Source organism: Streptomyces sp. NRRL S-495, from assembly GCF_000966955.1.
Classification (GTDB): domain Bacteria; phylum Actinomycetota; class Actinomycetes; order Streptomycetales; family Streptomycetaceae; genus Kitasatospora; species Kitasatospora purpeofusca.
Genome location: NZ_JZWY01000409.1, coordinates 1 through 22968 on the forward strand (window position 1 = coordinate 1; position 22968 = coordinate 22968).

Here is a 22968-nt window from a genome sequence, read left to right on the forward strand (position 1 = left end):
ACTTCGACCCGTTCACTCCCGCCCACGGCGCCGCCCGAAGCCCGGACCCCGGCGGCGCCCACCGGCCCGCCAAGGCCGCGCTGGAACTCGCGCTGCTCACCCACTGCTGGACCCGCCTCGACCCCGGTGACGACCCGCGCCGGGTCGAGGCGACCGTCCGGGTCCGCGCCGTCTGGCAGCACCCCGGCTTCCCGCGCCTGCTCACCGCCGAGCCGCGCGGCGCCACCCAGTACCGGCTGGCCTGCGCCGCCCTGGCACCCACCGGGACGGCGGACGCGCCGTTCCGGGCCGCCCTCGCCCGGCTCACCGCCGCCGACCTCGCCCCGGCCGGGCGCTCGCCCTACCAGCGGCTCGAACTGCGCTACTACGCGGACAAGGCCGGGGTGGCGCACGCCATCGAGCCCTACCCGGAACTCGCCCGGCGCAACGTCCTCGTCACCCTGCCCGCCACCGCCCTCGCCCGGGCCCGGCGCCGGGACGCCCTCGACAGCCGGGAAGCCGACATCGCCCAGGACGCCGCCGCTCCCCGTCCCGACGAGCCGCCGGTGACCGTCCCCGAGGCGTACGCCCTCACCCACTCCGCCTTCTACCTCAGCGACTTCGCCCGCACCGGCCCCGGACTGCCCGACGGCGCGGTGGCCGACGCGGCGGCCCTGACCGCCCGGCTGCTCGACCACTGCGTCCGGCACGACTGGTGGGACCTCGCCGCCGAACTCGTCATGACCCAGGTCTGCCTGGGCCTGGACCCGACGGGCACGCCCGAGGGCGCGGCCGCCCTCGCCTGCCTGGCCCGCGCCCAGCGCCCGGACGGCTCGATCCCCGGCCGGTCCGCCGCCACCCGCGCGAGCACCGCCGCCACCCGCGCGAGCACCGCCGACCCGGCCGCCGAGTACTTCGCCAAGGCGTACCACACCACCCTGGTGACCGCCCTGATGACACTGCTGCTCGGAACGGGGCACACCCCGTGACCGCCCTCGGCAGGCTCCGGCCGACCCTCATCAACCCCACCTACACCCGGCTCTGGTTCGGCCAGGCGGTCTCCTCGGTCGGGGACGCGGTGTTCAGCACCACGCTCGTCCTCTGGGTGGCGACCGTGCTGGCGGAGGGGAAGTCCTGGGGCCCGCAGGCGGTCAGCGGCGTCGTCCTGGCGACCAGCGCGGCCGTGATGTTCGTCGGGCCCTTCGCCGGGGTCTTCGTCGACCGCTGGGACAAGCGCGCCACCATGCTCGGCACCGAGGTGCTGCGCGGCGGGCTGGTCGCCGTGCTGACCGCCGTCGCCTTCGTGCCGACCCGGGAGCTGCCGGCGGGCGTCTGGCTGGCCCTGATCTATGTGATCGTGCTGGTGCTCAACGCGGCCAGCCAGTTCTTCACCCCGGCCCGGTTCTCGATCATCGCGGAACTCGTGACGGACGAGGCCGACCGGGCCAGGGCGGCCGGCATCGCCCAGGCGACCGGGCAGACCGCCTGGATCATCGGCCCGCCGCTCGCCGCACCGCTTCTGTTCGCGGTGGGCCTGCAGTGGGCGCTGCTGTTCAACGCGCTCTCGTACGTGGTGTCGTACATCGCCATCAGCTCGGCGGACCTGCGGCCGGTGAACCCGGTTCGGACCGGCCCGGCCGCCCCGAGTACCGGCAAGGGCGCCGAACGGCCGGGCAAGGCCGAACGCCCCGGCCTGTTCAAGGACTTCGCCGAGGGCCTGCGCTTCTTCGCCCGCAACCGGTTCCTTGTCGCGCTGTTGCTGCTCACGGTGATCGGCCAACTCGGGATGGGCGCCCTGAGCACCCTGAACATCTTCTTCGCCACCCGGAACCTGCACGTCTCCGCCGAGTCGTACGGCTACCTCGGCATGGCGCTCGGCATCGGCGGGATCGCCGGCGCGCTCGCCGCCGGGCGGGTCGTGCAGTGGATCGGCGCCCGGCGGACGACCTGGATCGGCCTGATGGCGAGCGGCGCCCTGCTGGTGCTGTACTCGCGGCAGACCGGCTTCCCGGCGGCCGTGACGCTGCTGTTCGTCTTCGTGGTGCCGATCACCATGCTGAACACGGCGATGGCACCACTGCTGCTCGCCGCCACCCCGCAGGAGTTCCGGGGCCGGGTGATCTCGGTGTTCTACCCGGTCACCCGGCTCGCGGCGATGCTGACGGCGGTGCTGTCCGGCTGGTTGGCGGGCAGCGGGCTGCGGGACTTCTCGGGTTCGGTGGCGGGGCTGCGGTTCGGCCCGATCGACACGATCTTCGCGGTGTCCGGGCTGGTGGTCGTGCTCGCCGGGGTCTACGCGCACCTGTCGCGGCCGGACCCGAAGCGGCCGGACCCGACGCCGAACCGGCGCGCGAGGCCCCGGCGTTGGCCGTCGAGGCGCACGGGGAAGCACCCGGGGAAGCACCGGGGGAGACGCCCACCGAGGATCCGACCGAACCCGCCGAACCCGCCGCCCCCACCGGTCCCACCCCCGAGGAGCGGTCGTGAGCTGCTCCGCGTGCGGACACCGCACCGCCGAGACGGACCGGTTCTGCGCCGGCTGCGGCACCCCGCTCACCACCGCGTCCGCCGCGTCCCCCGCTCCGCCCCCGGCCGTCGCCGAGCCGCGCGAATCCCGCCGCAAGGTGTCGATGCTCTTCCTGGACGTCGTCGGATCCACCACCCTCGCCGAGCGGCTGGACCCCGAGCCGCTGCGCCGCGTGATGGACCGCTACTTCGCCAGCTGCGGCGCCTGCATCGCCGAACACGGCGGCGTCGTCGAGAAGTTCATCGGTGACGCGATCCTCGCGGCCTTCGGCGCCACCGTCGCCCGCGAGGACGACGCACTGCGCGCCGTCCGGGCCGCCACCGGCGCGCTCGCCGCCCTGGCCGGGCTCACCGCCGACCTCGCCGCCGAGTACCGGGTCGAGTTGGAGGCCCGGGCCGGGATCTGCACCGGCAACGTCGTGGTGATCACCCGCCCGGGGGACGACTTCCGGGTCGTCGGCGACTCCGTCAACACGGCCGCCAGGCTGCAGACCGCCGCCGCTCCCGGCGAGGTGCTGATCTGCGCCGACACCGCCGCCATGGTGCGGGCGCAGGTGGGCATCGAGCCGGTCGAACCGCTGCGGCTGAAGGGCAAGTCCCGCCCGGTGCCGGCCTGGCGGGTCACCGCCCCGGAGGCGACGGCCGAGGACCCGGGCCCGGTCACCCCGTTCATCGGCCGGACGGAGGAACTGGCAGCGCTGGAACGCGGCTACCGGCGGGCCCGGGACCGGCGCGAGGTGTGCCTCGCCACTGTCCTCGGCGCCCCGGGCATCGGAAAGTCGCGCCTGGTCCGGGAGTTCCTCTCCGGGCTGCCGGACGGTGACGCGCTGGTGCTGGCCGGGCGCTGCTCCGCCTACGGCCGGGGGATCACCTACCGGCCGCTCGCCGAGATGCTCGGCTCGTTGCCCGGCGGCCGGCCCGAACTGGTGCGGCTTCGCCGAGGACGCCGCGTCGGCCGGGCCGCCGGACGGCGCGGACGGCCGCGCGCGACGCCTGGTCACCCGCACCCTCGCCGCCGTCACCGACCCCAGCCATTCTGCCGATCCCACCGACCCGGCCCGCCCCGCCGACGCCGACCCGCCCCCCGGACAGGTCGGTGTCGAGGACATCGCCTGGGCCGTGCGCCACCTCCTGGAGGTGCTCGGCCGCTCCCGTCCCGTGGTCATGGTCTGGGAGGACCTGCACTGGGCGGAGGCGACCCTGCTCGACCTCGTCGACGAGATCGCCACCTGGCTGCGCGGCGTCCCCGTCCTGCTGCTCTGCGTGGCCCGCCCCGAACTGCTCGACCAGCGCGCCGACTGGGGCAGCGGCAAGCCGTGCGCGACCACCGTCGACCTCGGGCCGATGAGCGAGGAGCAGACCGCCGCCCTGGTCGGCGGTCTGGCCCTGCGCGGCGACGTCCACCCGCAGGACCTCCGGGTCGACGAACAGCGGGAACTGACCGGCCGGGTGGTCGCGTTGTGCGACGGCAACCCGCTCTTCGCCGAACAGCTCATGGACGTCTTCGCCGAGACCGCCCCCGGCACCCATGTGCCGCCCACCGTCCAGGCGCTGCTCGGCGCGCGGCTGGACCAACTCCCGTCCACCGAGCGCGGACTGCTGGAACTCGCCGCCGTCGTCGGGCGCGAGTTCAGCCGCGGGCAGCTGCGGGCGATGGCCGAGGCCGACGGGGTGGTGCCGACCGCCGCCGACGAGGCGACCGCCCGGCTGGCCCGCCGCCGGGTCTTCGAACCCGGACCGGCCGCCACCTACCGTTTCGCCCAGGCGCTGCTGCGGGACACCGCCTACGAGTTCACCCCGAAGACCCGGCGGGAACGCTGGCACGACTTCCTCGCCGACCGGTTCTCCCACGCGCACCCGAGGGACCCGATGGCGGTCGCCTACCACGTCGAGGCCAGCTGGCAGCTGCGCCGCCAACTGCGACCGGGCGACCGGAAGTTGCCCGTGCTCGCCGGAGCGGCGGCCGGGACCCTGATCGCCGAGGGGACACGTGCGCTGGCCCGCAAGGACCTCCCCGCCGCCGTCCAACTCCTCGAACGCGGCCGCACTTTGCTGCCGGTCGGGGACCCCCGGCACATCGCGCTCGCGCTGCACGTCTGCGACGCCGGGGTCTGGCTCCAGGACGAGGCCCGGTGCCGGGCCGCGCTCGACGCCGCCGAGGCCGCACTGCCCGGCCACCCGCGCGCCGCGGCCACCCTCGCCGTCCAGCGCGGGATCGTCGCGCTCCGGCTCGGCCTCGCCCCGCCCGCCGCCGTCGCCGCCGACGCGGACCGCCTCACCGCGCTGCTGGAGCACGACCCGGGCGACGACCGCAGCTGGTCCCGGCTCCACCAACTGCGCGCCCACCTCGAACTCGCCGCCGAGCGCACCGCCTCCGCCGAGACCTCCTTCCGGCTCGCACTGGCCCGCGCCCGGGCCCTCGCCGACAGCTACGAGGAGGACCGACTCCTCTGCGCGGTCTGCGAGTTGGCCCAGTGGACGCCCACCCCGGTGGCCGCCTCGCTGGAACTGTGCGCCCTGCTCGGCCGACGCTTCGCCGCCAACCGCTCGCTGCTGATCCCGGTGCTCGTCGCCCGCGCCCACCTGGAGGCGCTCGACGGGGACGTGGCCGCCGCCCGCCGCACCCTCGCCGAGGCGCTCACCTACTCCCACGACGTGCACGCCGACCTCGCGGACGCCGTCGTGCTGGACGCGGCGGGCTTCGTCGAGTCGCTGGCCGGCGCCCATGAGGTCGCCGAGGCCCGCTACCGGCAGAGCCTCGGTGTGCTGCGCGCCGCCGAGCACGCCCCGGACACCCGGACCACGGAGGTCGCCATCGCCCGCGAGCTGTTCGCCCAGGGACGGACCGGGGCCGCCGCCGCGGCCCTGGCCGCGCTCGACCCGGCCGACCACCCGGACACCCGGCGGGCCGACCACCCGGACACCCGGCCCGGCGACCACCCCGACGACCGGGGCGGCCAGAGGGAGAGCGACCGCGACGGCGGCAACCCGCGCGCCCGGCTGGGGGCGACGGCGCTGCGCGGCCGTCTCGCGTCCGCCCGGGGCGACCACAGCGAGGCGGTCGCCGCCGCCACGGCGGCCCGCCGGCTGAGCGAGGGCTCCGACGACCCCTGCCTGGTCGGGGAGACGCTGCTCGACCTGGCGATCGTGCTCCGCGCGGCCGGCCAGGCCGAGCGGGCGACGGCTGAAGGGACCGAGGCGTTGCGGATGTTCGAGGCCAAGGGCGCCACCCTGCCCGCCGGACGGGTCCGCGCCTGGCTCGCCGCCGGGGCGACGGACACCAACAGGCTCAGCGACCCACCCGCCCCACCCGCCCCGCCCGGCGCCGCCCGGCGCCGAGGGCGGTGGCCGACGATGACCGACCTCCACCTCCCGCCCTGGCGCCGCCCGCCGCGCGACCACTTCCCGGGCGTGCCCGCCTGGAGCATGCCGGTCTCCGTCGTGCCCCAGGAACCCTTCGACATCAGCCCGCTCGGCGGCCACCTCACCCAGGACTGGGCCTGGGGCGGCGCCGACGGCTCGGGCGTGCGGGTCTGCGTCCTGGACAGCGGCGTGGACGCCGAACACCCGCTGGTCGGCGGCCTCGACCGCGCCATGGACGTGGTGCGCTCCGAGGACGGCACCCTCACCGTCACCCCGACCGAGCCGGGCGACACCGCCGGCCACGGCACCGCCTGCGCCAGCGTCATCCGCTCCGTCGCCCCCGGCGCGGCGCTCACCTCGGTCCGCGTCCTGTCCGGCGGCCGGCACGGCAGCGGCGCCGCCCTGCTCGCCGGGCTGACCTGGGCCATCGAGGAGGGGTACGACGTCATCAACATGAGCCTGTCGACGACCAAGGCGGAGTTCTGCGACGCACTGCGCGACCTCTCCGACTCCGCCTACTTCCGCCGCTGCGTCATCGTCGCCTCCGCCCACAACATGCCGGTGCGCAGCTACCCGTGGCCGTTCGCCTCGGTCATCTCGGTCGCCAGCCACGACAGCCCCGACCCGATGACCTACTACTACAACCCGTCACCGCCGGTGGAGTTCTACGCCCGCGGGGTGCGGGTGCCGGTGGCCGGCCCTGGCGGTCGCCACCTGCTCAGCACCGGGAACAGCTTCGCGACCCCGCACATCGCGGGTATCTGCGCGCTCATTCTCAGCAAGCACCGCTCGCTCACCCCCTTCCAGCTCAAGTCCGTCCTCTACCTGGCCGCTGAGAACGTAGCCGTACCCGATGGAGGTGCGCGTGTCGACTGACCCGTTGGAGAGTGCCGAGCTGCGGCAACGCAGACTGCTCCAGTCGATCGTGGAGGTTGCCCGCAGTGTGTTCGGCGCGGCCGCGGCCTCCGTGCTGCTGGTGGACGAGGCCGACGGCGACCTCGTCTTCGAGGCGGTGGCGGGGGAGGGGGAGCACCACCTGCTGGGCAGCCGCTTCCCGGCCGGCACCGGTATCGCGGGCTGGGCGCTGATGACCGGCCAGCCGGTGGTGGTGGACGACGTGGCGGACAGCCCGCAGTTCGCCCGCACGGCTGCCGAGTCCACCGGCTATGTGCCGAGCAGCATCATGGCCGCCCCGCTGATCTGCGAGGGTGACTGCATCGGGGTGCTGTCCGTGCTGGACCGCGACAGCCGGCCGCGCTGCGACCTCGGCGACATGGCCTCGCTCGGGCTGCTGGCCACCGAGATGGCCACGGTGCTGGAACTCCTCCTGACGCTCCGTTCCGCCGCCCCGGCCCCGGCGGCGGCGCCCGCGCCGGGGAAGGCGGCGGCCTTCGACCTGGCGGTGCTGCAACGCGTCGCCGACCGCCTCCCCGGCGCCTCGGATCGCCCTTCCTCGCCCAGCTCGACGACCCCGCCCGCACCCTGGACGCGCGCCCGCGTCCGGCCCCCTGCGTCCTGCTGCTCAGCCGCGCCTGCGACACCGACCTCGACCCGGTGCGGAACCTGCTCGCGGGCGCGGGCATCCGCACCGCCCGCCTGAACGCCGAGGAACTCGCCGCCACCTCCCTGACGATCGCCCCCGACGGCCGCACCGTGCGCCTGAACGGGCGCGAGCTGATCCCCACCGTCACCTGGATCCGCCACTTCGCGCCCACCGCCCTCGACCCGGCCGCGTTCGACCCCAGTAGCTTCGACCCCGGCGCCTTCGACCCCACCGCCCTCGGCCCGGCCTCCCCGGTCGCGGACACCGCCGGGACGCCGCGCGGCGCCTTCCTCCGCGACTCGTGGCAGGCGGCGGCCGCGCAGCTGGCGGCGATCTCCGGCACGGCTGTCCGACCCGACCGCCCCGGGGTGCTCTGCCAACTGGACCTCGCCCGCCGGCACGGGGTCGCGGCGCCGCGCGCCGTGCTGACCACCGATCCGCATCATGTGCGCGACGAGTTCGACAGCCCGCGCGTGGTCGTCAAGGCGGCCGGCCACCACTTCGTGGAACCGGTCCCGGGCCGGCTGCACGGGATCTTCCCGACCGTCCTCGACCGGGCCGACCTGGCCGGCGGCCCGCGCCCCGGGCCGCCGGTGATCGTCCAGGAGTACGTCGAGCACGAGGCCGAACTGCGGGTCTACTTCGTCGGCGGGCAACTGCACGCCTTCGAAGTCACCAAGACCGCCCCGGCCGACCCCTGGACCGCCCCCGACCGGCTCGGTGTCCGCGCCCTGCCGTCACCACCGCCGGCAGTCGCCGCCGCGACCCGCACCCTCGCCGCCGCGATGTCCCTGCGCTACGGCGCGTTCGACTTCCTCCTCAGCGCCGGCACCCCGGTCTTCCTGGAGGTCAACCCCGACGGCGACTGGCGCTGGGCCGAGCGCCGCACCCGCACCACCCCGGTCACCGTGGCCGTCGCCGCCATGCTGGCCGCCCTCCACCGCGCCGCCCTGTGAACCCCGCCGCCCTCTGAACCCCACCGTTTTCCGAGCGCCGCCCCCACCACCCCTCGGCCATTCGGCGCAGCCGGCCGCCACCGGACCGCCGCCGTCCCGTCCCGGCGCCTACCGTGGGCGGATGACCGACCGTCGGACCGGTTACCTCGGCGCCGCCGCCGCCTTCGCCGTCTGCATGGCGGGCACCACCCTGCCCACCCCGCTCTACGGGCTGTACCAGGAGGAGATCGGCTTCTCCGAACTGATGGTGACGGTGGTGTTCGCCGTCTACGCGTTCGGGGTGATCGGGGTGCTGCTGCTCGTCGGCAACGTCTCCGACAGCGTCGGCCGCCGACCCGTCCTGCTCTGCGGACTCGCCCTCGCCGCCGGGAGCGCCGTCGCCTTCCTCGCCGAGGGCGGACTGCCGCTGCTCTGCCTGGGCCGGCTGCTGTCCGGCCTGTCGGCGGGCCTGTTCACCGGCACCGCCACCGCCTACGTGCTGGAACTCGCCCCGCCCGACCGCCGGGCCCGGGCCGGTTTCGTCGCGACCGCCGCCAACATGGGCGGCCTCGGCTGCGGCCCGCTGCTGTCCGGGCTGCTCGCCGAGTACGCGCCCGAGCCGCTCGTCCTGCCGTTCCTGGTGCACCTGGTCCTGCTGGCCGCGTCGTTCGCGGTCACCTGGTTCCTGCCGGAGACCGTCGACGGCGCCCGTCCGCTGCGCACCGCCCGGCCGCGGCGCCCGTCGTTGCCGCCGGAGGTCCGCGGGGTGTTCGTGCCGGCGGCGATCGCCGCCTTCGCGGGCTTCTCCCTGCTGGGCGTCTTCACCTCGGTCACCCCGGCGTTCCTGGGGCAGAGCCTGGGGATCCACAACCACGCGGTGGTCGGCCTGATCGTCTTCACGGCCTTCTTCGCCTCCACGCTCGGCCAGCTGCTGGTGCCCCGGCTGGGTACCGCCCGGGCGATCCCGCTCGGCTGCCTGGTGCTGATCGCGGGCCTCGCCCTGCTGGCCGCCTCGCTCGCGTGGACGGTCCTCGCCCCGCTGGTGCTCAGCGCCCTGGTCGGCGGTGCCGGGCAGGGCATGGGGCTGCGCGGGGCGGTCGGGGAGATCGCCGGCGCCGCCCCCGCCGAACACCGGGGCGGCGCCCTCTCCGCGCTCTTCGTGGTCGCCTACTTCGGCATCTCTGTCCCCGTCATCGGGGTCGGCCTGCTCGCCGAACCGCTCGGCCTCGCCGACGCGGGCCTGGTCTTCGCCGCCTGCATGGCCGTCCTCGCCGCCGCCTCCGGCGCCTACCTCCTCCACCGCGCCCGCTCCCAACCGGCCTGACGTCGCGAAATCGCCCGGTGCCGGCCGGGACCGGGTTCGTGCTGCTCAATCGCCGGTGCATAGGGTGGGGGCGGTAGAAGCCCCAGCGCACCCGTGGAGATCCGGATGAGTTCGACCGCCGAGCCCGACGTCCTGCTGCCGGTCGGGGTGATCGGCCTCGGGGACATCGCCCAGAAGGCGTACCTGCCGGTCCTGACGGCGCTGCCGGGCCTGGACCTGCGCCTGATGACCCGGGACGGCGCGAAGCTGGACCGGATCGGCGACGCCCACCGGATCCCGGCGGAGAACCGGTTCACCGACCTCGGGCAGCTCATCGGCAGCGGGATCAAGGCCGCCTTCGTGCACGCCGCGACCGACCAGCACGTCCCGATCGTGGAGCAGCTGCTGACGGCGGGCGTCGACGTCTACGTCGACAAGCCGCTCGACTACACCCTCGACGGCTCCCGCCGCCTGGTGGAGCTGGCGGACCGCACCGGCCGCTCCCTGATGGTCGGTTTCAACCGGCGGTTCGCGCCGGCCAATGTGCAGGCGAAGGAACGCCCGCGCGACCTGATCCTGCTGCGGAAGAACCGCGAGGGCCTGCCCGAGGCGGCGCGCCCGCTGGTCTACGACGACTTCATCCACGTCGTCGACACGCTGCGCTTCCTCGTCCCCGGCGACATCGAGCACGTCGACGTCCGCGCCCGGGTCCGCGAGGGCCTGGTCGAGCACGTGGTCCTCACCCTCGCCGGCGAGGGCTTCACCGCGCTCGGCATCATGAACCGGATGTCCGGCTCCACCGAGGAGATCCTCGAAGTCTCCGGCGGCGACTCCAAGCGCGAGGTCCACAACCTCGCCGACGTCGTCGACCACCGCGGCCAGCCCACCGTCCGCCGCCGCGGCGACTGGGTCCCCGTCGCCCGCCAGCGCGGCATCGAACAGGCCGTCCTCACCTTCCTCGACGCCGTCCGCACCGGCAAGGCCCTGGACGCCCACGACGCGCTGCGCACCCACGAACTCTGCGAACTGATCGTCGAGCGCATCGAGGCCCTCTGACGCGGCCCGCGCGGCGCGCATAGGATCCTTGGGGCCGCGCAGCTACGGAACGGGGGAACCGTGAGTGAAGCCGGGCGTCGTCTGCCACCGCTCCGGGCCGGACGGAAGCCGGCCGGCCTGGCGTTGCTGAGACTGCTGGACGACCCGGCCGCGCCTCGGTCGGCTGTGGTCTCCGGTCCGCCGGGCATGGGCAAGTCGCACTTGGTGAGGTGGCTGACGAGTGCCTGCACCCGTCCCGGCGGGCCGCCTGGGCGACGTCCGGACGTCGCGTTCTCACTGGCGGGGACAACGGCGGACACACTGGTCTGGCGGGTGGCCGCCCGACTGGGGGTGTCCGCACGCACGGCGCCGGAGCTCGCCGAGGTGCTGAGCGCCGCCGGCCGCCCGGTCCTGCTGTTCCTCCGGGATCTCGACCGATCGACCGACCCTGGTGCCGTCGGTGCCGGTGTCCTGGCCCAGCTCCTGACGGTGCCGAACCTGCGCATGATCGTCGAAGGCGACGAGAGGACGGGAAGTCTGTTCCACGGAGCGGCGGTTCTGGACCTGGCGGACCCCGGATGGACCGACCCCGATGCCTTCTCCGTCTGGTACGCGCAACGGCGTGGTGCCTCACCGTTCGACACCGAGGACGTCTGGCCCAGCCCGGGCTCGGCCCTGCTCGCGGCCACCGTGACGGCCGCAGGACCGGACGGTCGGCGGGCCGGAGTTCCCGCCGCCTGGTGGGCCGGGGCGGACGACGGCGTGCGGCATGCACTCGGCGTGCTCGCGGGCGCCGTCCAACCCCTCACCCTGGCCCAGTGGTCGGCCGCCGCGGGGGCCGAGGCCGCCGTCGCCGCAGCCCGGGTCCTGCCCCCGGACCCGGCCGAGGACGGGACGTGGTGGCTGCCGGAAGGCCCCTTGCGTGACACGGTCGTGGCAGCCACCACCTCCGTCGACCGCGCCTGGCTCGCACGCGCCTTGGCCGGCACCGTCCCCCGTCGGCCCGACCGATCACCCGACTGGACCCGCGCGACGTCCGCCGAACTCGGTCTGGTCCTGCGTCAGGCCGCTGCTGCCGGTCTGGCCGAGGAGGTGCTCGACGACTTCGGGTTGCTGACGCACGCCGACCCGGTGGCTGTCACGGCTGTCCTCGCGGACCATCCGGACACCGAAGTCTCCGCTGCCTGGACGCTCGCCGGTCCCGACTTGGTCGACGAACCCGACCCGACGGTCAGGAGCCGACTGTTTCTCGCAAACCTTCGGCGCCCGGCGTGGGCGGAGGCGTTCGGGCGTGCGGCGCCGGAATCGGCCCACTGGACTGCGGTCGAGACCGCAATCGGTCGACTGGCCGAAGGCCAGGGAAGTCCGTTGGAACTCCTGGAATCCTTGGTGGAAGCGGAGTTGGTGATCTGCGTCGACGCCAGGACCGGCGAGCCACTGGTGACGAGCGACGCAAACGGCAGGCCTGGAGTCGAGGCCTGCACCCGGCGCCGGCACGTCCCCGGGCACTGGGCTGTCGTCGAGATGCTAGGTCGCCGACTGGCAGAGGAGTTCGAGCAACTGGACCTGCGTATCAACCCGGTAGGCCCGATCTCCGTCACTCTTCCTCTTCGGGACCTCCGGCGCGTCGCTCCGAACGCTGGTTCAACTTCTTCCCCGTCGCGCAGTGGTTGAGGGGGCCGGTGGCTGCCAGCCCTCCCTGGCTTTCTCCTCAAGGGCGATCACGGTGTCCGCCCGTGATCGCGAACCCGGCACAATGGCTCCGATACGCCCACCGGGACGGTCCTCGGCCAGCTCGGCGAGGGCTTGTGACGGGGTCAGGCTTCGGGCTTTGGCTTCGCGCAGCTTCCGCAGCCAGTAACTGCCGCTGTTCGATGCCTCAACCAGGACGGCGGGTCGCTCGACCCATCCCGCAGCGTCGTCCTCGTCGGATGCCCAGATGTAGCCGAGGACTCCACTGGCTTCGTTCGCCACCGTCACGAACTCGACGGGCTTGTCGGTTCGGTAGGCATAGTCGACCGGACCGCCTTCGACGAGCTTGAGCTGCATGTCTTCCCGAAGGCGTGGATTTTCCTGACCGCTCTCCATCAATCGATCCTCTCTCTTCAGGGGACGAGTTCCCCGTAGATCTGCCACTGCCCATTATCGTCCCTGAACACGCGGTCCGCGCGCCACTTCAGACCCCGAGTCAGGAGCAACTCCCTTTCGCTCTCCCCGTAGTAAGAGATTTTCTCGACCCAGATCGCAGGTGTTCCCTCCGGCACGCGGAGATGGAGTACTGCCTGTTTGTCGGCAAATGCCTCCGCAGGTCCGCCGAGAGAGCTCGATGTGTACGAGCTCTCCGTGAACGTTTTTCCCACCATCTGCGAGGGCTGCATGGGGACGTGGTAGAGATCCGTTCCGCGACTGACCATGACGTCCTCAGGAATGGGGTGACCGGCGAGGGCCTCGTCGATCTCGGTGATGCGCTGCAGGACCTCGGGGCTCCCACCATTGCCGGAGCGAAGGTAGCCGTTCAGCTCCCGGTAGGTCGGTCCATCGGTGGCCGTCGGTTCGCAGGTGTAGTCGTAGAGCGCCTTCCGCTGCGCCTCCGGGAGGTGAGTGGCGTAGTCGTTCCAGTAGTCGGCACCGTATTTCGAGGCTTGCGCATCGCTGTCGAACGTCTTGGCGTTCTTCGCGATCTCCGCATCGGCAACCTGTGCCTTCTCGGCCGGCCCCAACTTGTCGAAGTCGGTGGCCGACAGCGGGGGTGTTTCGGGCCTGACGAGCGGCTGCGGGGGTCCTGCTGCCGGTGGGACCGGCTGCGGCTGGGGCGGCGAAGTCGGGAGATGAGGATGGGGGACCTTCTGCGACGGGAGACTGACGGTGCCCGGGATGCCCGTGCCGGCGGCTCCGGGAGGTGGTGGGGGTTTGATACTCCAGCCCTCCGGGAGGCCGTTGAGGCCGGTGGGCAGAGGCAGCTTCGGAGCTGCCGGTCCGGCCGCCTTCTCGGCGGCTTCCTTCGCCGCCTTCTGTGCCGCGTCCCGGGCCGCCTTTTCGGCCGCGCTCCTGGCAGCGGCCGCGGCCTCGCGCTCGGCGAGGGTCGCGGCCGTGCCCCCGCCGCCCCGCCGCCGGTGCCGCCGCCGAGGAGGAGGTTGCCTCCGAGGCGGCCGGTCGCCTCGGAGGGGTCGCTGCCCCAGCCGCTGCCGACCAGGCCGGTGACGAGGTCGGCCGGGTGGTCGCCGGCCTGGATCAGGCCTGCGGTCGTGGTGGACAGACCTTGGAGGTACTGGGCCGGGTGGGAGAGGTTGTAGGGATCGAGGAAGTTCAAGGAGCGGCCGAGCTTGATGAGATCGGTTCCGCTCTTGACCACACCGCCGCCGAAGTGGAACACCGAGACCGGGGCGGCGGTCAGCCCGTCCTTGATGTTTGCCTTGAGGATCTCCATGTCGCTCGGCCGGGGAGGCGCTGACCGGGTGGCGGTCGAGATCGCTGCGGCCGCAGTCCGTGCCGCCGAGTCGCGTTGGGTGCGTGCGGCGTCCAGCTTCTCCTCGGCCCGGTGGAAGTCGGCCTCGGCCGGGTTCGTGAACTCGCCCGGTTTGGCGGGCGGGCTGGTGGGGCGCTGGTCGGCCGGCGTGGCGTTGTAGGCCTTGACCTGAAGGTCGTAGGTCAGGGCTGCCTGGAGGGTCGCCTTCACCGCGGAGTCGTACTTTTTCTTCGCGGCCTTCCACAGACGGGAGGCCTCGGCCGCCTCGCCCTGTGCCCAGACGACGGTGTGGGCGTAGGCCTCCAGCGCGGCCGCGGCTTTGCCACAGGCGTCGGCGGCGGCCAGCCACTGCTTGGGCTGAGGGTTGAAGGCCTTCTGGAAGGCCTCCGCCGCGGCGCCGGTCCAGTGTTCGTGGTCGAGCCGGGCGAGGCCGGTGCCGGTCTTCTCGAAGGCGTCGTGGAACTTCCTCAGGTGCGCGGCGCTCTCGTTGATCTTCTTGGCATCGCCGTGCACGAGCTCCTTCGGATCGTCGGTCTCGTCCAGGCCCCGCTCGCCGACCTTCAGCCCGGCCTCGTCGGCGACACCGTCGCCCCAGCCGTTCACGCTCTGCGCGGCTCCGTGCAGCCCGACGCCGTTGAGTGCGCCCCCGACGACGTGGGAGCCTTTCTGGACGGCTTTCGCGCCGGCCTTGAGGTTGGCGTCGACGAAGTTGTCCGCCGCCTTCACCATGTCGGTGATGCTGAAGTGCAGGCCCATCAGTGCGTACCTGCCGAGCCCTCGGCCACTGCCTTGTTGATCCCGAACGGCCCCTCCAGCTTCTCCTTGGCGATGTCCTTCCAGGTCTTGCCGATCCCGTCGAGGGCCTTTTCGGCGGACTGTGGAGAGAAGTCCGGATTCGTCAGCTGGCTGTACTGGTTGTCGCCCCAGATCTGGTCCCAGGACTTCCCCTCGACCTGATCCTCGGTCTGGTGCGGGTCGCCGATGCCCGCGGCGACGACGCCCTTCAGCAGGCCGTGCGCATAGCGTTCCTGCTCGTGGTAGAAGCCGGCGGAAAGCCCCAGTTTGAGGGCGAGTTCGGAGCCCTCCTGGACCAGTGACCGCACGCCCCAGGACCAGCGTTCGCAGAACCCTGTGAACACGGAGTGGAGGTCGGGGTGGCCGGCCTCCACTCCGCTGAGTTCCAGCTCGGAGAAGCCTCGGCCCGACTCGGCCAGACCGGCGATCCCCAGCCCCTGTAACTCGGCGATCGCCGCGTTGATGCCCTCCTCCGCGAGTTTCAGCGACTGCGGGTCAACCCCGAACCCGGCCATCGGTCCCCCTCGTTGTCGTCGTCGGCCCCGTCCAGGGCCGCCGCATTCGGAACGATGCCGCGTACGGGAGGGAAGAGCATGGGCTCGGTGCCCGCGATGTTCAAGGCGATCCCGCCCGGCACTCCCAGCTGTGGCACTGCCACGTCCAGCAGCCGGGCGCCGAGCACTGTCAGGTAGGGAAGCCCGTCGGCAGACAGGCCCCTCGACTCGGCGAACAGGGCCAGTTGGGACTCCGAGCTGAAGGCGAGGATCCAGCGCAGGCCGCCCACATCGGCGGTCCGGACCGCCGTGGCACCCCATCGCGGCAAAAGGACCGCACTCAGGCGGAACTGAGCGAGCATCACCGACGGATCGCCCGCGCCCGCGCGGAGCATCCGCACCTGATGCACGAGCCCGGCGTTCGTCACGGCTCCCCCTCCGAGAACACGACTGCGATCACGATAGCCGACCGAGGGATGCACGCAGGGTGAGGTTATGGGGAGTCTTCCGGGCCCAGGGTTCCGGATGGTGCCGTTCCGCCCGCCCTTCGGAAGGGACGGGCGGAACGGGTCAGGCAGACAGGCGGGCGCGCCACCAGGTGAGGGTGGTGCGGAGCTGGGTGTCGAGCGGGGTGGGGCGGGTGGTGAAGGCGGCTTCCCAGGCGGTGGAGTCGACCGTGAACGGGCGGTCGAACTGGTAGCGGGTCTCGCGGAGTTCGCGCAGGAGGGGGGTGACCAGGGCGGCGAGGGCGAAGACGGCGGGGTTCAGCCGGCGGACGGGGACGGGGGCGACGCCGGCCTCGGTGGCGAGGCCATGCGGCGGATCGGGACGGCGGGGGCGGTCGGGGCGTGCCAGGCGCGGCCCCAGGCGCGTTCGTCGGTGGCGGCCTCGGCCAGGGAGCGGGCCACGTCCGGGAGGTAGGTCCAGCTGTGCGGGGCGTCGGGGTCGCCGAGGACGCTGACCGGCTTGCCGGCCAGCAGGCGGGGGACGACGCGGCCGGCCAGGTGGCCGCCGTCGGTCACGCCGGGGCCGAAGAAGTCGGAGGCGCGGACCTCGACGGCGCGGATGCGGCCCGCCTCGTGGAGGGCGCGGGCCTGCTCCCAGAGCGAGGCCCGGAGGCGGCCCTTGGGGCCGGGTGCGGCGAGCGGGAGGTCCTCGGTGAGGGGGCCGTCCACGGGGCCGTAGCCGTAGAGGTTGCCGAGCATGACGAGGACGGCGCCGGTCGCCTCGGCGGTGCCGAGGAGCGAGGCGTGCAGGGGCGGCCAGTCGGCCGTCCAGCGGGGGAGCGGCGGTGCGGCGCAGCTGTGGATCGCGGCCGCGCCGCGTGCGGCCTCGGTCAGCCGCGCGCTGTCGGTGGCGTCCAGGGCGAGGTGCTCGATGCCGGGCTCGGCCGGTCGCCCGGACCGGGTGACCACCCGTACCGTGTGGCCCTGTTCGGCCAGCAGTCGTGCCGTGGCCGCTCCGGCCGGTCCGTGTCCGACGATCACATGAAGACTCACCGTCACACCATAGAGGTGACGGACCAGGGGGAACGCGGTCGGGGTGGGCGCGCGGCCCGGCCCTGAACCGGGCCGGGCCGCGCGGGTGGGACCGGACGGGACGTCAGCAGGGCACGAAGGCCGTGACCGTCGCCGTCGAGGGCGGCCAACCGCCGTTGTTCACGCTGAAGTTGTTGGTCACCGTGTTGCCGCAGGGCACGGTGAGCAGCAGGTCGCCGACGGTGGCGCCGCCGGCCGGGACCAGCGCGGTCAGGTTGAGGGGCGGCTGCGGCGGCAGCGCGGGGGTGGAGCCGTAGATGGTGAAGCCGACGTTCTGGGCGACCCAGGCCGGGTCGGTGGTGGCGACCTGGCCGTAGAGGCGGACGTGGGTGCCGCTGACCTCGATACAGGCGCGGGTGCGCAGGAAGCCGGGCGCGCCCGGGGTCCCGCAGGTGACGGTGCCGGTCGGCCCGGCGGGCCCGGCGGGAGCGGTGGTGGCGGCGGTCGCGGTGGGGGCCAGGCCGACGGTCAGCGCGGCGAGGCCGGCGGCACCCGCCAGGGCGGCGGTGGTGAGGCGGTTCATGGAGCGGTTCCCTCCCTCGTGCGGCACGCCGGCAGCGGAGCCCGACGTGCACACTGTGACATGTCACATTCCTTGGGGGGATCTTTGCATTCCGAATGGCGGTCCGTCCGTACTCGGGTCGGTGCGGGCCGGTTCTGACCGGTGGGTGCCCGGGTTTGGCCGGAACGGAGTGGCATGCACCGGTTCGCGGGCGACAAGTGGGGAGTGGGAGAGGGGAGTGGAAGGCCCGGCCGGCGCTCCCCGGGGAGCGCCGACCGGGCCTGCGGTGGTCAACCAGCCCTATCGGTGCTTCAGTTGGCGATCCCGCAGTACTGCTGCTGCTTGCCGATGGCCCGGTAGACGCAGTCGGCGGTCTCCAGCAGCCGCAGCACCGCCTCCCGGTTGCGGCTGGTCTCGCGCCCGATCACCTCGTCCGGCGGGTAGAAACCGCTGCTGCCGTTCGGCCCGGGGTACATCTCGAAGGTGTAGGCGAACACCCGCTGGGTGCCCCACAGCCAGTCGTCGATCGAGCCGTCGGTGATGTAGAGGTCGCTCGACTGCTCCGGCGTGTAGCCGTTGGTGGAGGCCATCGAGCGGCCGAGGGTGGCGAAGGTGTTGTACTCGTCGGCGGTCATGCCGGTGGTGGTGTTGGCGGTGGTCCAGCCGAACGGCCAGAGCACCAGCTCGCTGTAGGTGTGGAAGTCGATCGCCGCGGTGATCTGCTGCTTGCCGCCGACCACCCGGGTGCGGACGAAGTCGGCGACCACCTTGGCCTCCTTGGCGGACTCCGGCGCGCTGCCCCGGTAGGTCTCGCTGGAGGTGGAGCCGGAGGAGCCGCCGCAGCAGCCCCACTTGTAGTTCCAGTTGCGGTTGAGGTCGGTGCCGACGTTGCTGCTGCCGGTGTTCGGCTGCCGGTCCTTGCGCCAACTGCGGTAGCGGCCGGTGGCGATGTCGTACTCGCCGCCGTCCGGATTGAGGTCCGGGACCACCCAGATCTCCCGGTTGTCGACGACGTTGGCGATCCGGCTGTCCGTGGCGTACTTGTCGCCGAGTTCGTGCAGCAGGTAGAGCGACATCTCGACGGTGAGGTGCTCGCGGGCGTGCTGGTGGGCGGTGAAGAGCACCTCGGGCTCGTTCTCGTCGGTGCCGACGTTGTCGCTGATCTTGACGGCGACGATCGGCCGGCCCTCGTACGAGGTGCCGATGACCCGCTTGCTCATGATGCCGGGGTGCGTGGCCACGACGGCGTCGATGTCGGCGGCGGCCTCCGCGTAGTTGTGGTAGCCGGAGTCGGCGGACGGGAAGTCGTACAGCGCGGCGCCGGCCTCGGCCTGTCCGGCCGGCCCGTCGCCGTACCGGGGGCCCGGCAGCGGGACGGGGGACCAGCCGAGCGCCCGCAGCCGGGCGGCCTCGGCGGGGGTGGCCGTGACCGTCACCGAGTCGGCCCTGACGGCATCGACCGAGGCTCCGGTGGCGGCGACGGCGGTGCGTTCGGCGACGGTGCGCGGGCCGTCGAGGCGGTACTGCCGGGCGGTGTCGGCGTCGCCGGCCGAGGCGACGGAGTCCGGCTGGACGGCGGCGGCCGGGGTGACGGCCTGGATGCTGAGCGGGGTGGCGAGGGCGAGCGCCAGCAGGACGGCGGTGGCCGTGGCGGGCTTCCCTCGGCGGGGCAGTCGCATGACTGTCCTCCTGTGGGGGGTCCGTAGGGACGGAACATTGGAGGAGATGCGGCGCCGCGAGGTTGATGGTGCGTCAATGTCATGCTTTCGTCAAGGAGTTGGGGGAACAAAAGGCCCGGAAGGGGGCCCGCGGCCGGTCAGGAGGGGTCGCCCGCCGACGATCCGAGCGTCACCACCCGGGCCCAGCCGGGCGGCTCCGGCCGCCGGTATTCGGTACCGTCCTCGTTCCACCGGCGGGGCCGGCCGAACAGGCCCACCACCGTCCGGCAGGACGGCTGCGCGACCGGCCACGGCGTCTGACCGTCCGTCAGCACCACGACGACGTCCGGCCGGGGCCAGGTCCGCAGGGCGGTGGCGAACCCCTGCCGGAGGTCCGTCCCACCGCCGCCCACCAGAGGGATGTCCTCGTCCCGGCAGAGCCGCTGCGCGGTCTGCGCGGCCGCGTCGCAGGACACCACGGTGACCAGGTCGCGACGGCCGCCCACGGCCCGGGAGATCTCCGCGACCTCCAGCAGCGCGCTGCCCAACTCGGCGTCGCTGACCGAGCCGGAGGTGTCGACGACCACGGTCACCCGGGGCGGGCGCCGCCGCAGGGAGGGCAGCACCGCGCCGGGCAGCGCGGCCGACCGGCGGGCCGGGCGGCCGTACGAGTAGTCGCCGCCCGAGCCGGAGCCCGCAACCGCCGAGCGCACCGCCGCACCCAGCAACTCCCGCCACTGCTGCGGCGGATGGAACGCCTTCTCGGCCCACCGCCGCCACCCGGCCGGAGCGTCGCCCGGCCGGCCGAGGATCCCCTGCGCGACCCGGAACCGCACCGCGTCCCGCTCCTGCGGGCCGAGCCCGTGCGCGCCCTCCGGCCCGAGGTCCCAGCCGCGGACCAGGCCGTCGGCGCCGCTTCCGCAGTCCAGCCAGGCGAACTGCTCGGTCAGCGGCCCGAGTCCGAACCGCCGGAGGTAGTCCTCCATCAGCTGGCCGTCGGACAGTTCCAGGTCCTCGGGCAGCACCGCGCCCGCCGGCCGGACGAGCCCCTCGCCGTAGATGTCGTCGTTGATCTCGCAGTCCGCGGCGATGTTCATCCGCAGCCGGTCGGCGACGCTGTGCAGGCCGCGCTCGCGGGCGACCCGGTCGCCGCGTCCGTGGTGGTCGCGCAGCAGGTGCGACACCTCGTGCACCCAGACGCCCGCCAGCTCCTCCACCGGCATGAGGGCGACGAACGAGGGCGAGACGTAGCAGCGCCAGTGCTCGTCCACGGCCATCGTCGGGACGTCGCGCGACTCGACGACGTGCAGGGCGAACAGCGCCGTGGCCAGGTAGGGGCGGACGCGGACCGCGTGCAGCCGGGCGGCGTACAGCTTGTCGACGTCGAGCCGGCCGACCCGCGGCACCGGCGTCGTTGCCGGAAGCGCGGACGGCGCGGACGGCGCGGTCACCGGCGGGCCCCGTCCGCCGCCGCGGCCCGCGCCACCGCGCGGTCCGCCCGCCGGGACAGCGCGACCGCCCCGGCGAGACGGTCGATCGTGGCCGGCACCTCCCAGTCCGCCTGCCGCAGCGCGGCGAGCGCGGTCGCCGGGACGACCGCGACGTCCGGGGCCCCGCTCTCCACCGCCCGCGCCAGCAGCGCCCACGCCGCGTCCCAGCGCGCCCGGTCCGGGCGGCGCCGGACGGCGTCCACCACACCCTCCAGCGTGGCCTGCCGGAGGTCCCCGCGTTCCGGCAGGACGGCGGCGGCCGGGTCGGCGAGCAGCGCCTCCGGGTCGGGCAGGTCCATCCGGTCCATCGCCGCCATCAGCTCCAGGCCGGGCCCGTCCCCGACCGTGCCCCGGACCAGCAGCGCCAGCACCTCGCGGGAGGCCCCGGCGGCGGTGGCGAAGGCGATCAGCCGGACCGTCATCTCCCAGCTCCGGGGCGACGGCCAGGCCCCGCCCCGCCGGGCGTCGTTGCCGGGCAGCCGGTGGACGAGCGCCGGGCGCGCGGCGAGCAGTTCGCACACCGCGCGGCGGGCGAGGGCCACCGCCTCCGGCAGCCGCGCCGGGTCGAGTTCCGGCAGGACGGCGCGCGGCCACGTGCCGCCGAGGCCGCGCACCACCACCTCGTGGTCGTGCTCCCACGGGAGGTGGACGAACCGGTTGGCCAGCGGCGGGCTCAGCTCCCAGCCGTCGGCCGCCGAGGAGCGGGGGTTGGCGGCCGCCACGATCCTGACCCCGGGCGGGAGTCGGAGCGCGCCGATCCGGCGTTCGAGCACCAGCCGCAGCAGCGCGGCCTGGACGGCGGGCGGCGCGGTGGAGAGTTCGTCCAGGAACAGCAGGCCCCGGCCGGACCGGACCAGTCGGACCGCCCAGTCCGGCGGGGCCATCGGGACGCCCTGCACGGCCGGGTCGTCGCCGAGCACGGGCAGCCCCGCGAAGTCGGAGGGCTCGTGCACGCTCGCGATGACGGTGGTGAGCGGGAGGGCCAGGGTGTCGGCGAGTTGGGTGAGTGCGGCGGTCTTGCCGATCCCCGGTTCGCCCCACAGCAGCACCGGCAGGTCGGCGGCCACGGCGAGGGTCAGGGCCGCCAGCCGGTCGTCGGGGCGCGGTTCGGTGGTGGTGGCGGAGAGCAGTGCCAGGAGGTCTGCGGCGACGTCGACTTGGGGTATCGGGGCAGCAAGGGGCATGCGGTGTCGTCCTTTCGGGAGACGAGCGGGGAGCCGGGCAGGTCGAAAGAGGCGGGGAGCCGGGCAGGTCGAACGAGGGTGGTGTCAGCGGCCGTTGGCGTGCCGCGGGTGGGCACGGCGCTCCTGCGGCCGCGGCCGGGGCCGGACGTCGGTGCTCCGGCGCGGCCCCGGATCGGTGAGGCCGGCCCGGAACAGGCCGTGGGCGACCCGCCGTTCGGCGGCCTCCGTCAGCGCGTCCCGCAGTGGGCCGGTGCGCAGCGTGGCGTCCGGGCCGAGCAGGTCCTCGACGGCGGCCAGCGCGCCGGCGGTGGCGCCGTGGTCGAGGCGCGCGCGGACGTCGGCGAGGCTCTCCGGGCGTCGGTGGGCGTCGTCGATGGTCTGCAGGCAGGGGAGCGGGGTGCCGGTGAGTTCCCTCAGCAGCTCTTCGCGGCGGACTTCGTCGGGTGGGTGGTCGAGCGCGGTGAGCACCCCGTCGACCAGGCCGATCCGGTGGAGGCTGCCGCGGCACTGCACGACGCGCGGTCGGCCGGGCGACGGGCCGCCGGGGCCGGACGGTGTCGAGGCACCCGGTGCCGGGGCCGCGGGGGCGAGGGCCGCCGCCACCAGCGGGTGCAGCTGTCCGGGCCCGATCAGCCCGGCCCGGAGCAGCTCCAGATCGGGAGGCACCAGGGTCGCCGCGTCGGGCAGCACCGGCAACGCGCCCGCGCGCATTGCCGACCCGCCGGTGCCCGTCCCCACCACCAGTTCGCGCGCCCCGAGCCTCACCCGCACGGCCCCTTCGCCGTCGGGTCGGCCCTCGGCGCGGAGCAGGATCCGGGCCTCGGCCGCCCACCGCTCTGGGCCCCCGGAGCGGAGCGGCAGTTCGCCGCTCCGGCCGGCGTCCCAGAGGTGCCGGTGCAGGTCCAGCCGGAACCGCGGGCTGGGGTGCGGATGCGGGTGCGACGCGTCGGCCGGATGCTCCGGTGCGCGCCCGTGGGCGGGCCGGCGGGGTGCGGTCCCGTCCTGGAGGGCGAGGCTGAACCGTTGCCCGCCGCTCGCCCGGTCCGGCGGCGTGCGCACCACCAGGTGCACCGCGCCGTATCTGGCGAGCGAGAGGGTCAGCCCGGGCCGCAGCAGCCCGACGGGCGCGACCCTCGGCAGGTGCCAGCGCAGCAGGT

General features: G+C 74.1%; 18 protein-coding genes and 3 pseudogenes. 10 read left to right on the forward strand and 11 right to left on the reverse strand.

Annotation, left to right across the window (positions count from 1 at the left end; translation table 11 throughout):
* From VR45_RS21520 to VR45_RS21565, 10 genes and pseudogenes are all read left to right on the forward strand, one after another.
* On the forward strand, window positions 1–968 hold a 968-nt coding region (locus tag VR45_RS21520; RefSeq protein ID WP_045941436.1), incomplete at its 5' end, for a hypothetical protein.
* An 89-nt stretch (window positions 969–1057) separates the two neighbouring features.
* Window positions 1058–2755 carry an MFS transporter gene (locus tag VR45_RS21525; protein WP_353612709.1) on the forward strand — a complete coding sequence of 566 codons (1698 nt, stop codon included), beginning with the start codon at window positions 1058–1060 and terminating at the stop codon, window positions 2753–2755.
* Window positions 2649–3050 (forward strand): annotated as a pseudogene (locus tag VR45_RS50600) (adenylate/guanylate cyclase domain-containing protein); the annotation flags it as partial. The gene VR45_RS21525 and the pseudogene VR45_RS50600, both read left to right, overlap by 107 nt.
* On the forward strand, window positions 3045–5234 hold the full coding sequence (locus tag VR45_RS50605; protein WP_353612710.1) for an AAA family ATPase: 2190 nt from the start codon (window positions 3045–3047) through the stop codon (window positions 5232–5234). The pseudogene VR45_RS50600 and the gene VR45_RS50605, both read left to right, overlap by 6 nt.
* A 697-nt stretch (window positions 5235–5931) precedes the next feature.
* Entirely contained in the window at window positions 5932–6744 is an 813-nt protein-coding gene (locus VR45_RS50610; RefSeq protein WP_353612711.1) for a S8 family serine peptidase, read from the forward strand.
* Entirely contained in the window at window positions 6734–7468 is a 735-nt protein-coding gene (locus VR45_RS21545; protein ID WP_234326065.1) for a GAF domain-containing protein, read from the forward strand. Before VR45_RS50610 ends, VR45_RS21545 begins: the two co-directional genes overlap by 11 nt.
* A complete protein-coding gene (locus VR45_RS21550) occupies window positions 7423–8367 on the forward strand; it encodes a hypothetical protein (RefSeq protein ID WP_052709258.1) in 945 nt (314 codons plus the stop codon). Before VR45_RS21545 ends, VR45_RS21550 begins: the two co-directional genes overlap by 46 nt.
* A gap of 121 nt (window positions 8368–8488) precedes the next feature.
* Window positions 8489–9670: an MFS transporter gene (locus tag VR45_RS21555; protein WP_045941439.1), complete on the forward strand. Its 1182-nt coding sequence runs from the start codon at window positions 8489–8491 to the stop codon at window positions 9668–9670.
* Between the two features lie 135 nt (window positions 9671–9805).
* On the forward strand, window positions 9806–10705 hold the full coding sequence (locus tag VR45_RS21560) for a Gfo/Idh/MocA family oxidoreductase (protein ID WP_045941450.1): 900 nt from the start codon (window positions 9806–9808) through the stop codon (window positions 10703–10705).
* 312 nt (window positions 10706–11017) lie between these two features.
* On the forward strand, window positions 11018–12358 hold the full coding sequence (locus VR45_RS21565) for a hypothetical protein (protein WP_045941440.1): 1341 nt from the start codon (window positions 11018–11020) through the stop codon (window positions 12356–12358).
* On the opposite strand, the gene VR45_RS47100 is transcribed toward VR45_RS21565, so the two are convergent.
* From VR45_RS47100 to VR45_RS21610, 11 genes and pseudogenes are all read right to left on the reverse strand, one after another.
* The gene (locus VR45_RS47100; RefSeq protein ID WP_159394298.1) at window positions 12329–12772 is read right to left on the reverse strand and encodes a hypothetical protein; all 444 of its coding nucleotides are present in this window, start codon (window positions 12770–12772) and stop codon (window positions 12329–12331) included. The two genes, VR45_RS21565 and VR45_RS47100, sit on opposite strands and share 30 nt — an antisense overlap.
* Before the next feature lie 17 nt (window positions 12773–12789).
* The gene (locus tag VR45_RS50615; protein ID WP_052709260.1) at window positions 12790–13404 is read right to left on the reverse strand and encodes an ADP-ribosyltransferase; all 615 of its coding nucleotides are present in this window, start codon (window positions 13402–13404) and stop codon (window positions 12790–12792) included.
* 725 nt (window positions 13405–14129) lie between these two features.
* Window positions 14130–14906: pseudogene (locus VR45_RS50620) on the reverse strand (putative T7SS-secreted protein); the annotation flags it as partial.
* Window positions 14906–15460, reverse strand: a complete 555-nt coding sequence (locus VR45_RS45780) for a hypothetical protein (protein WP_045941441.1) — start codon at window positions 15458–15460, stop codon at window positions 14906–14908. The pseudogene VR45_RS50620 and the gene VR45_RS45780, both read right to left, overlap by 1 nt.
* The gene (locus tag VR45_RS21580) at window positions 15427–15867 is read right to left on the reverse strand and encodes an SseB family protein (protein WP_234326067.1); all 441 of its coding nucleotides are present in this window, start codon (window positions 15865–15867) and stop codon (window positions 15427–15429) included. Before VR45_RS21580 ends, VR45_RS45780 begins: the two co-directional genes overlap by 34 nt.
* Window positions 15868–16009: 142 nt before the next feature.
* Window positions 16010–16938, reverse strand: a pseudogene (locus VR45_RS21585) (NAD-dependent epimerase/dehydratase family protein).
* A 103-nt stretch (window positions 16939–17041) separates the two neighbouring features.
* A complete protein-coding gene (locus VR45_RS45785; protein ID WP_045941442.1) occupies window positions 17042–17500 on the reverse strand; it encodes a hypothetical protein in 459 nt (152 codons plus the stop codon).
* A gap of 290 nt (window positions 17501–17790) precedes the next feature.
* A complete protein-coding gene (locus VR45_RS21595; protein WP_045941443.1) occupies window positions 17791–19158 on the reverse strand; it encodes a M14 family metallopeptidase in 1368 nt (455 codons plus the stop codon).
* Between the two features lie 137 nt (window positions 19159–19295).
* Window positions 19296–20543 carry a VWA-like domain-containing protein gene (locus VR45_RS21600; RefSeq protein ID WP_045941444.1) on the reverse strand — a complete coding sequence of 416 codons (1248 nt, stop codon included), beginning with the start codon at window positions 20541–20543 and terminating at the stop codon, window positions 19296–19298.
* Between the two features lie 41 nt (window positions 20544–20584).
* Window positions 20585–21811: a MoxR family ATPase gene (locus VR45_RS21605; RefSeq protein WP_045941445.1), complete on the reverse strand. Its 1227-nt coding sequence runs from the start codon at window positions 21809–21811 to the stop codon at window positions 20585–20587.
* 84 nt (window positions 21812–21895) lie between these two features.
* Window positions 21896–22968 (reverse strand): hypothetical protein (locus VR45_RS21610; protein ID WP_045941446.1); only part of this gene is annotated, 1073 nt, incomplete at its 5' end.

Bases quoted from the DNA above. Each gene is read 5' to 3' on its own strand.
- VR45_RS50605 (WP_353612710.1), top strand. From the start codon at position 3,045: ATGGTGCGGGCGCAGGTGGGCATCGAGCCGGTCGAACCGCTGCGGCTG.
- VR45_RS50610 (WP_353612711.1), top strand. From the start codon at position 5,932: ATGCCGGTCTCCGTCGTGCCCCAGGAACCCTTCGACATCAGCCCGCTC.
- VR45_RS21555 (WP_045941439.1), top strand. From the start codon at position 8,489: ATGACCGACCGTCGGACCGGTTACCTCGGCGCCGCCGCCGCCTTCGCC.
- VR45_RS47100 (WP_159394298.1), bottom strand. From the start codon at position 12,772: ATGGAGAGCGGTCAGGAAAATCCACGCCTTCGGGAAGACATGCAGCTC.
- VR45_RS45780 (WP_045941441.1), bottom strand. From the start codon at position 15,460: ATGGCCGGGTTCGGGGTTGACCCGCAGTCGCTGAAACTCGCGGAGGAG.
- VR45_RS45785 (WP_045941442.1), bottom strand. From the start codon at position 17,500: ATGAACCGCCTCACCACCGCCGCCCTGGCGGGTGCCGCCGGCCTCGCC.
- VR45_RS21595 (WP_045941443.1), bottom strand. From the start codon at position 19,158: ATGCGACTGCCCCGCCGAGGGAAGCCCGCCACGGCCACCGCCGTCCTG.
- VR45_RS21605 (WP_045941445.1), bottom strand. From the start codon at position 21,811: ATGCCCCTTGCTGCCCCGATACCCCAAGTCGACGTCGCCGCAGACCTC.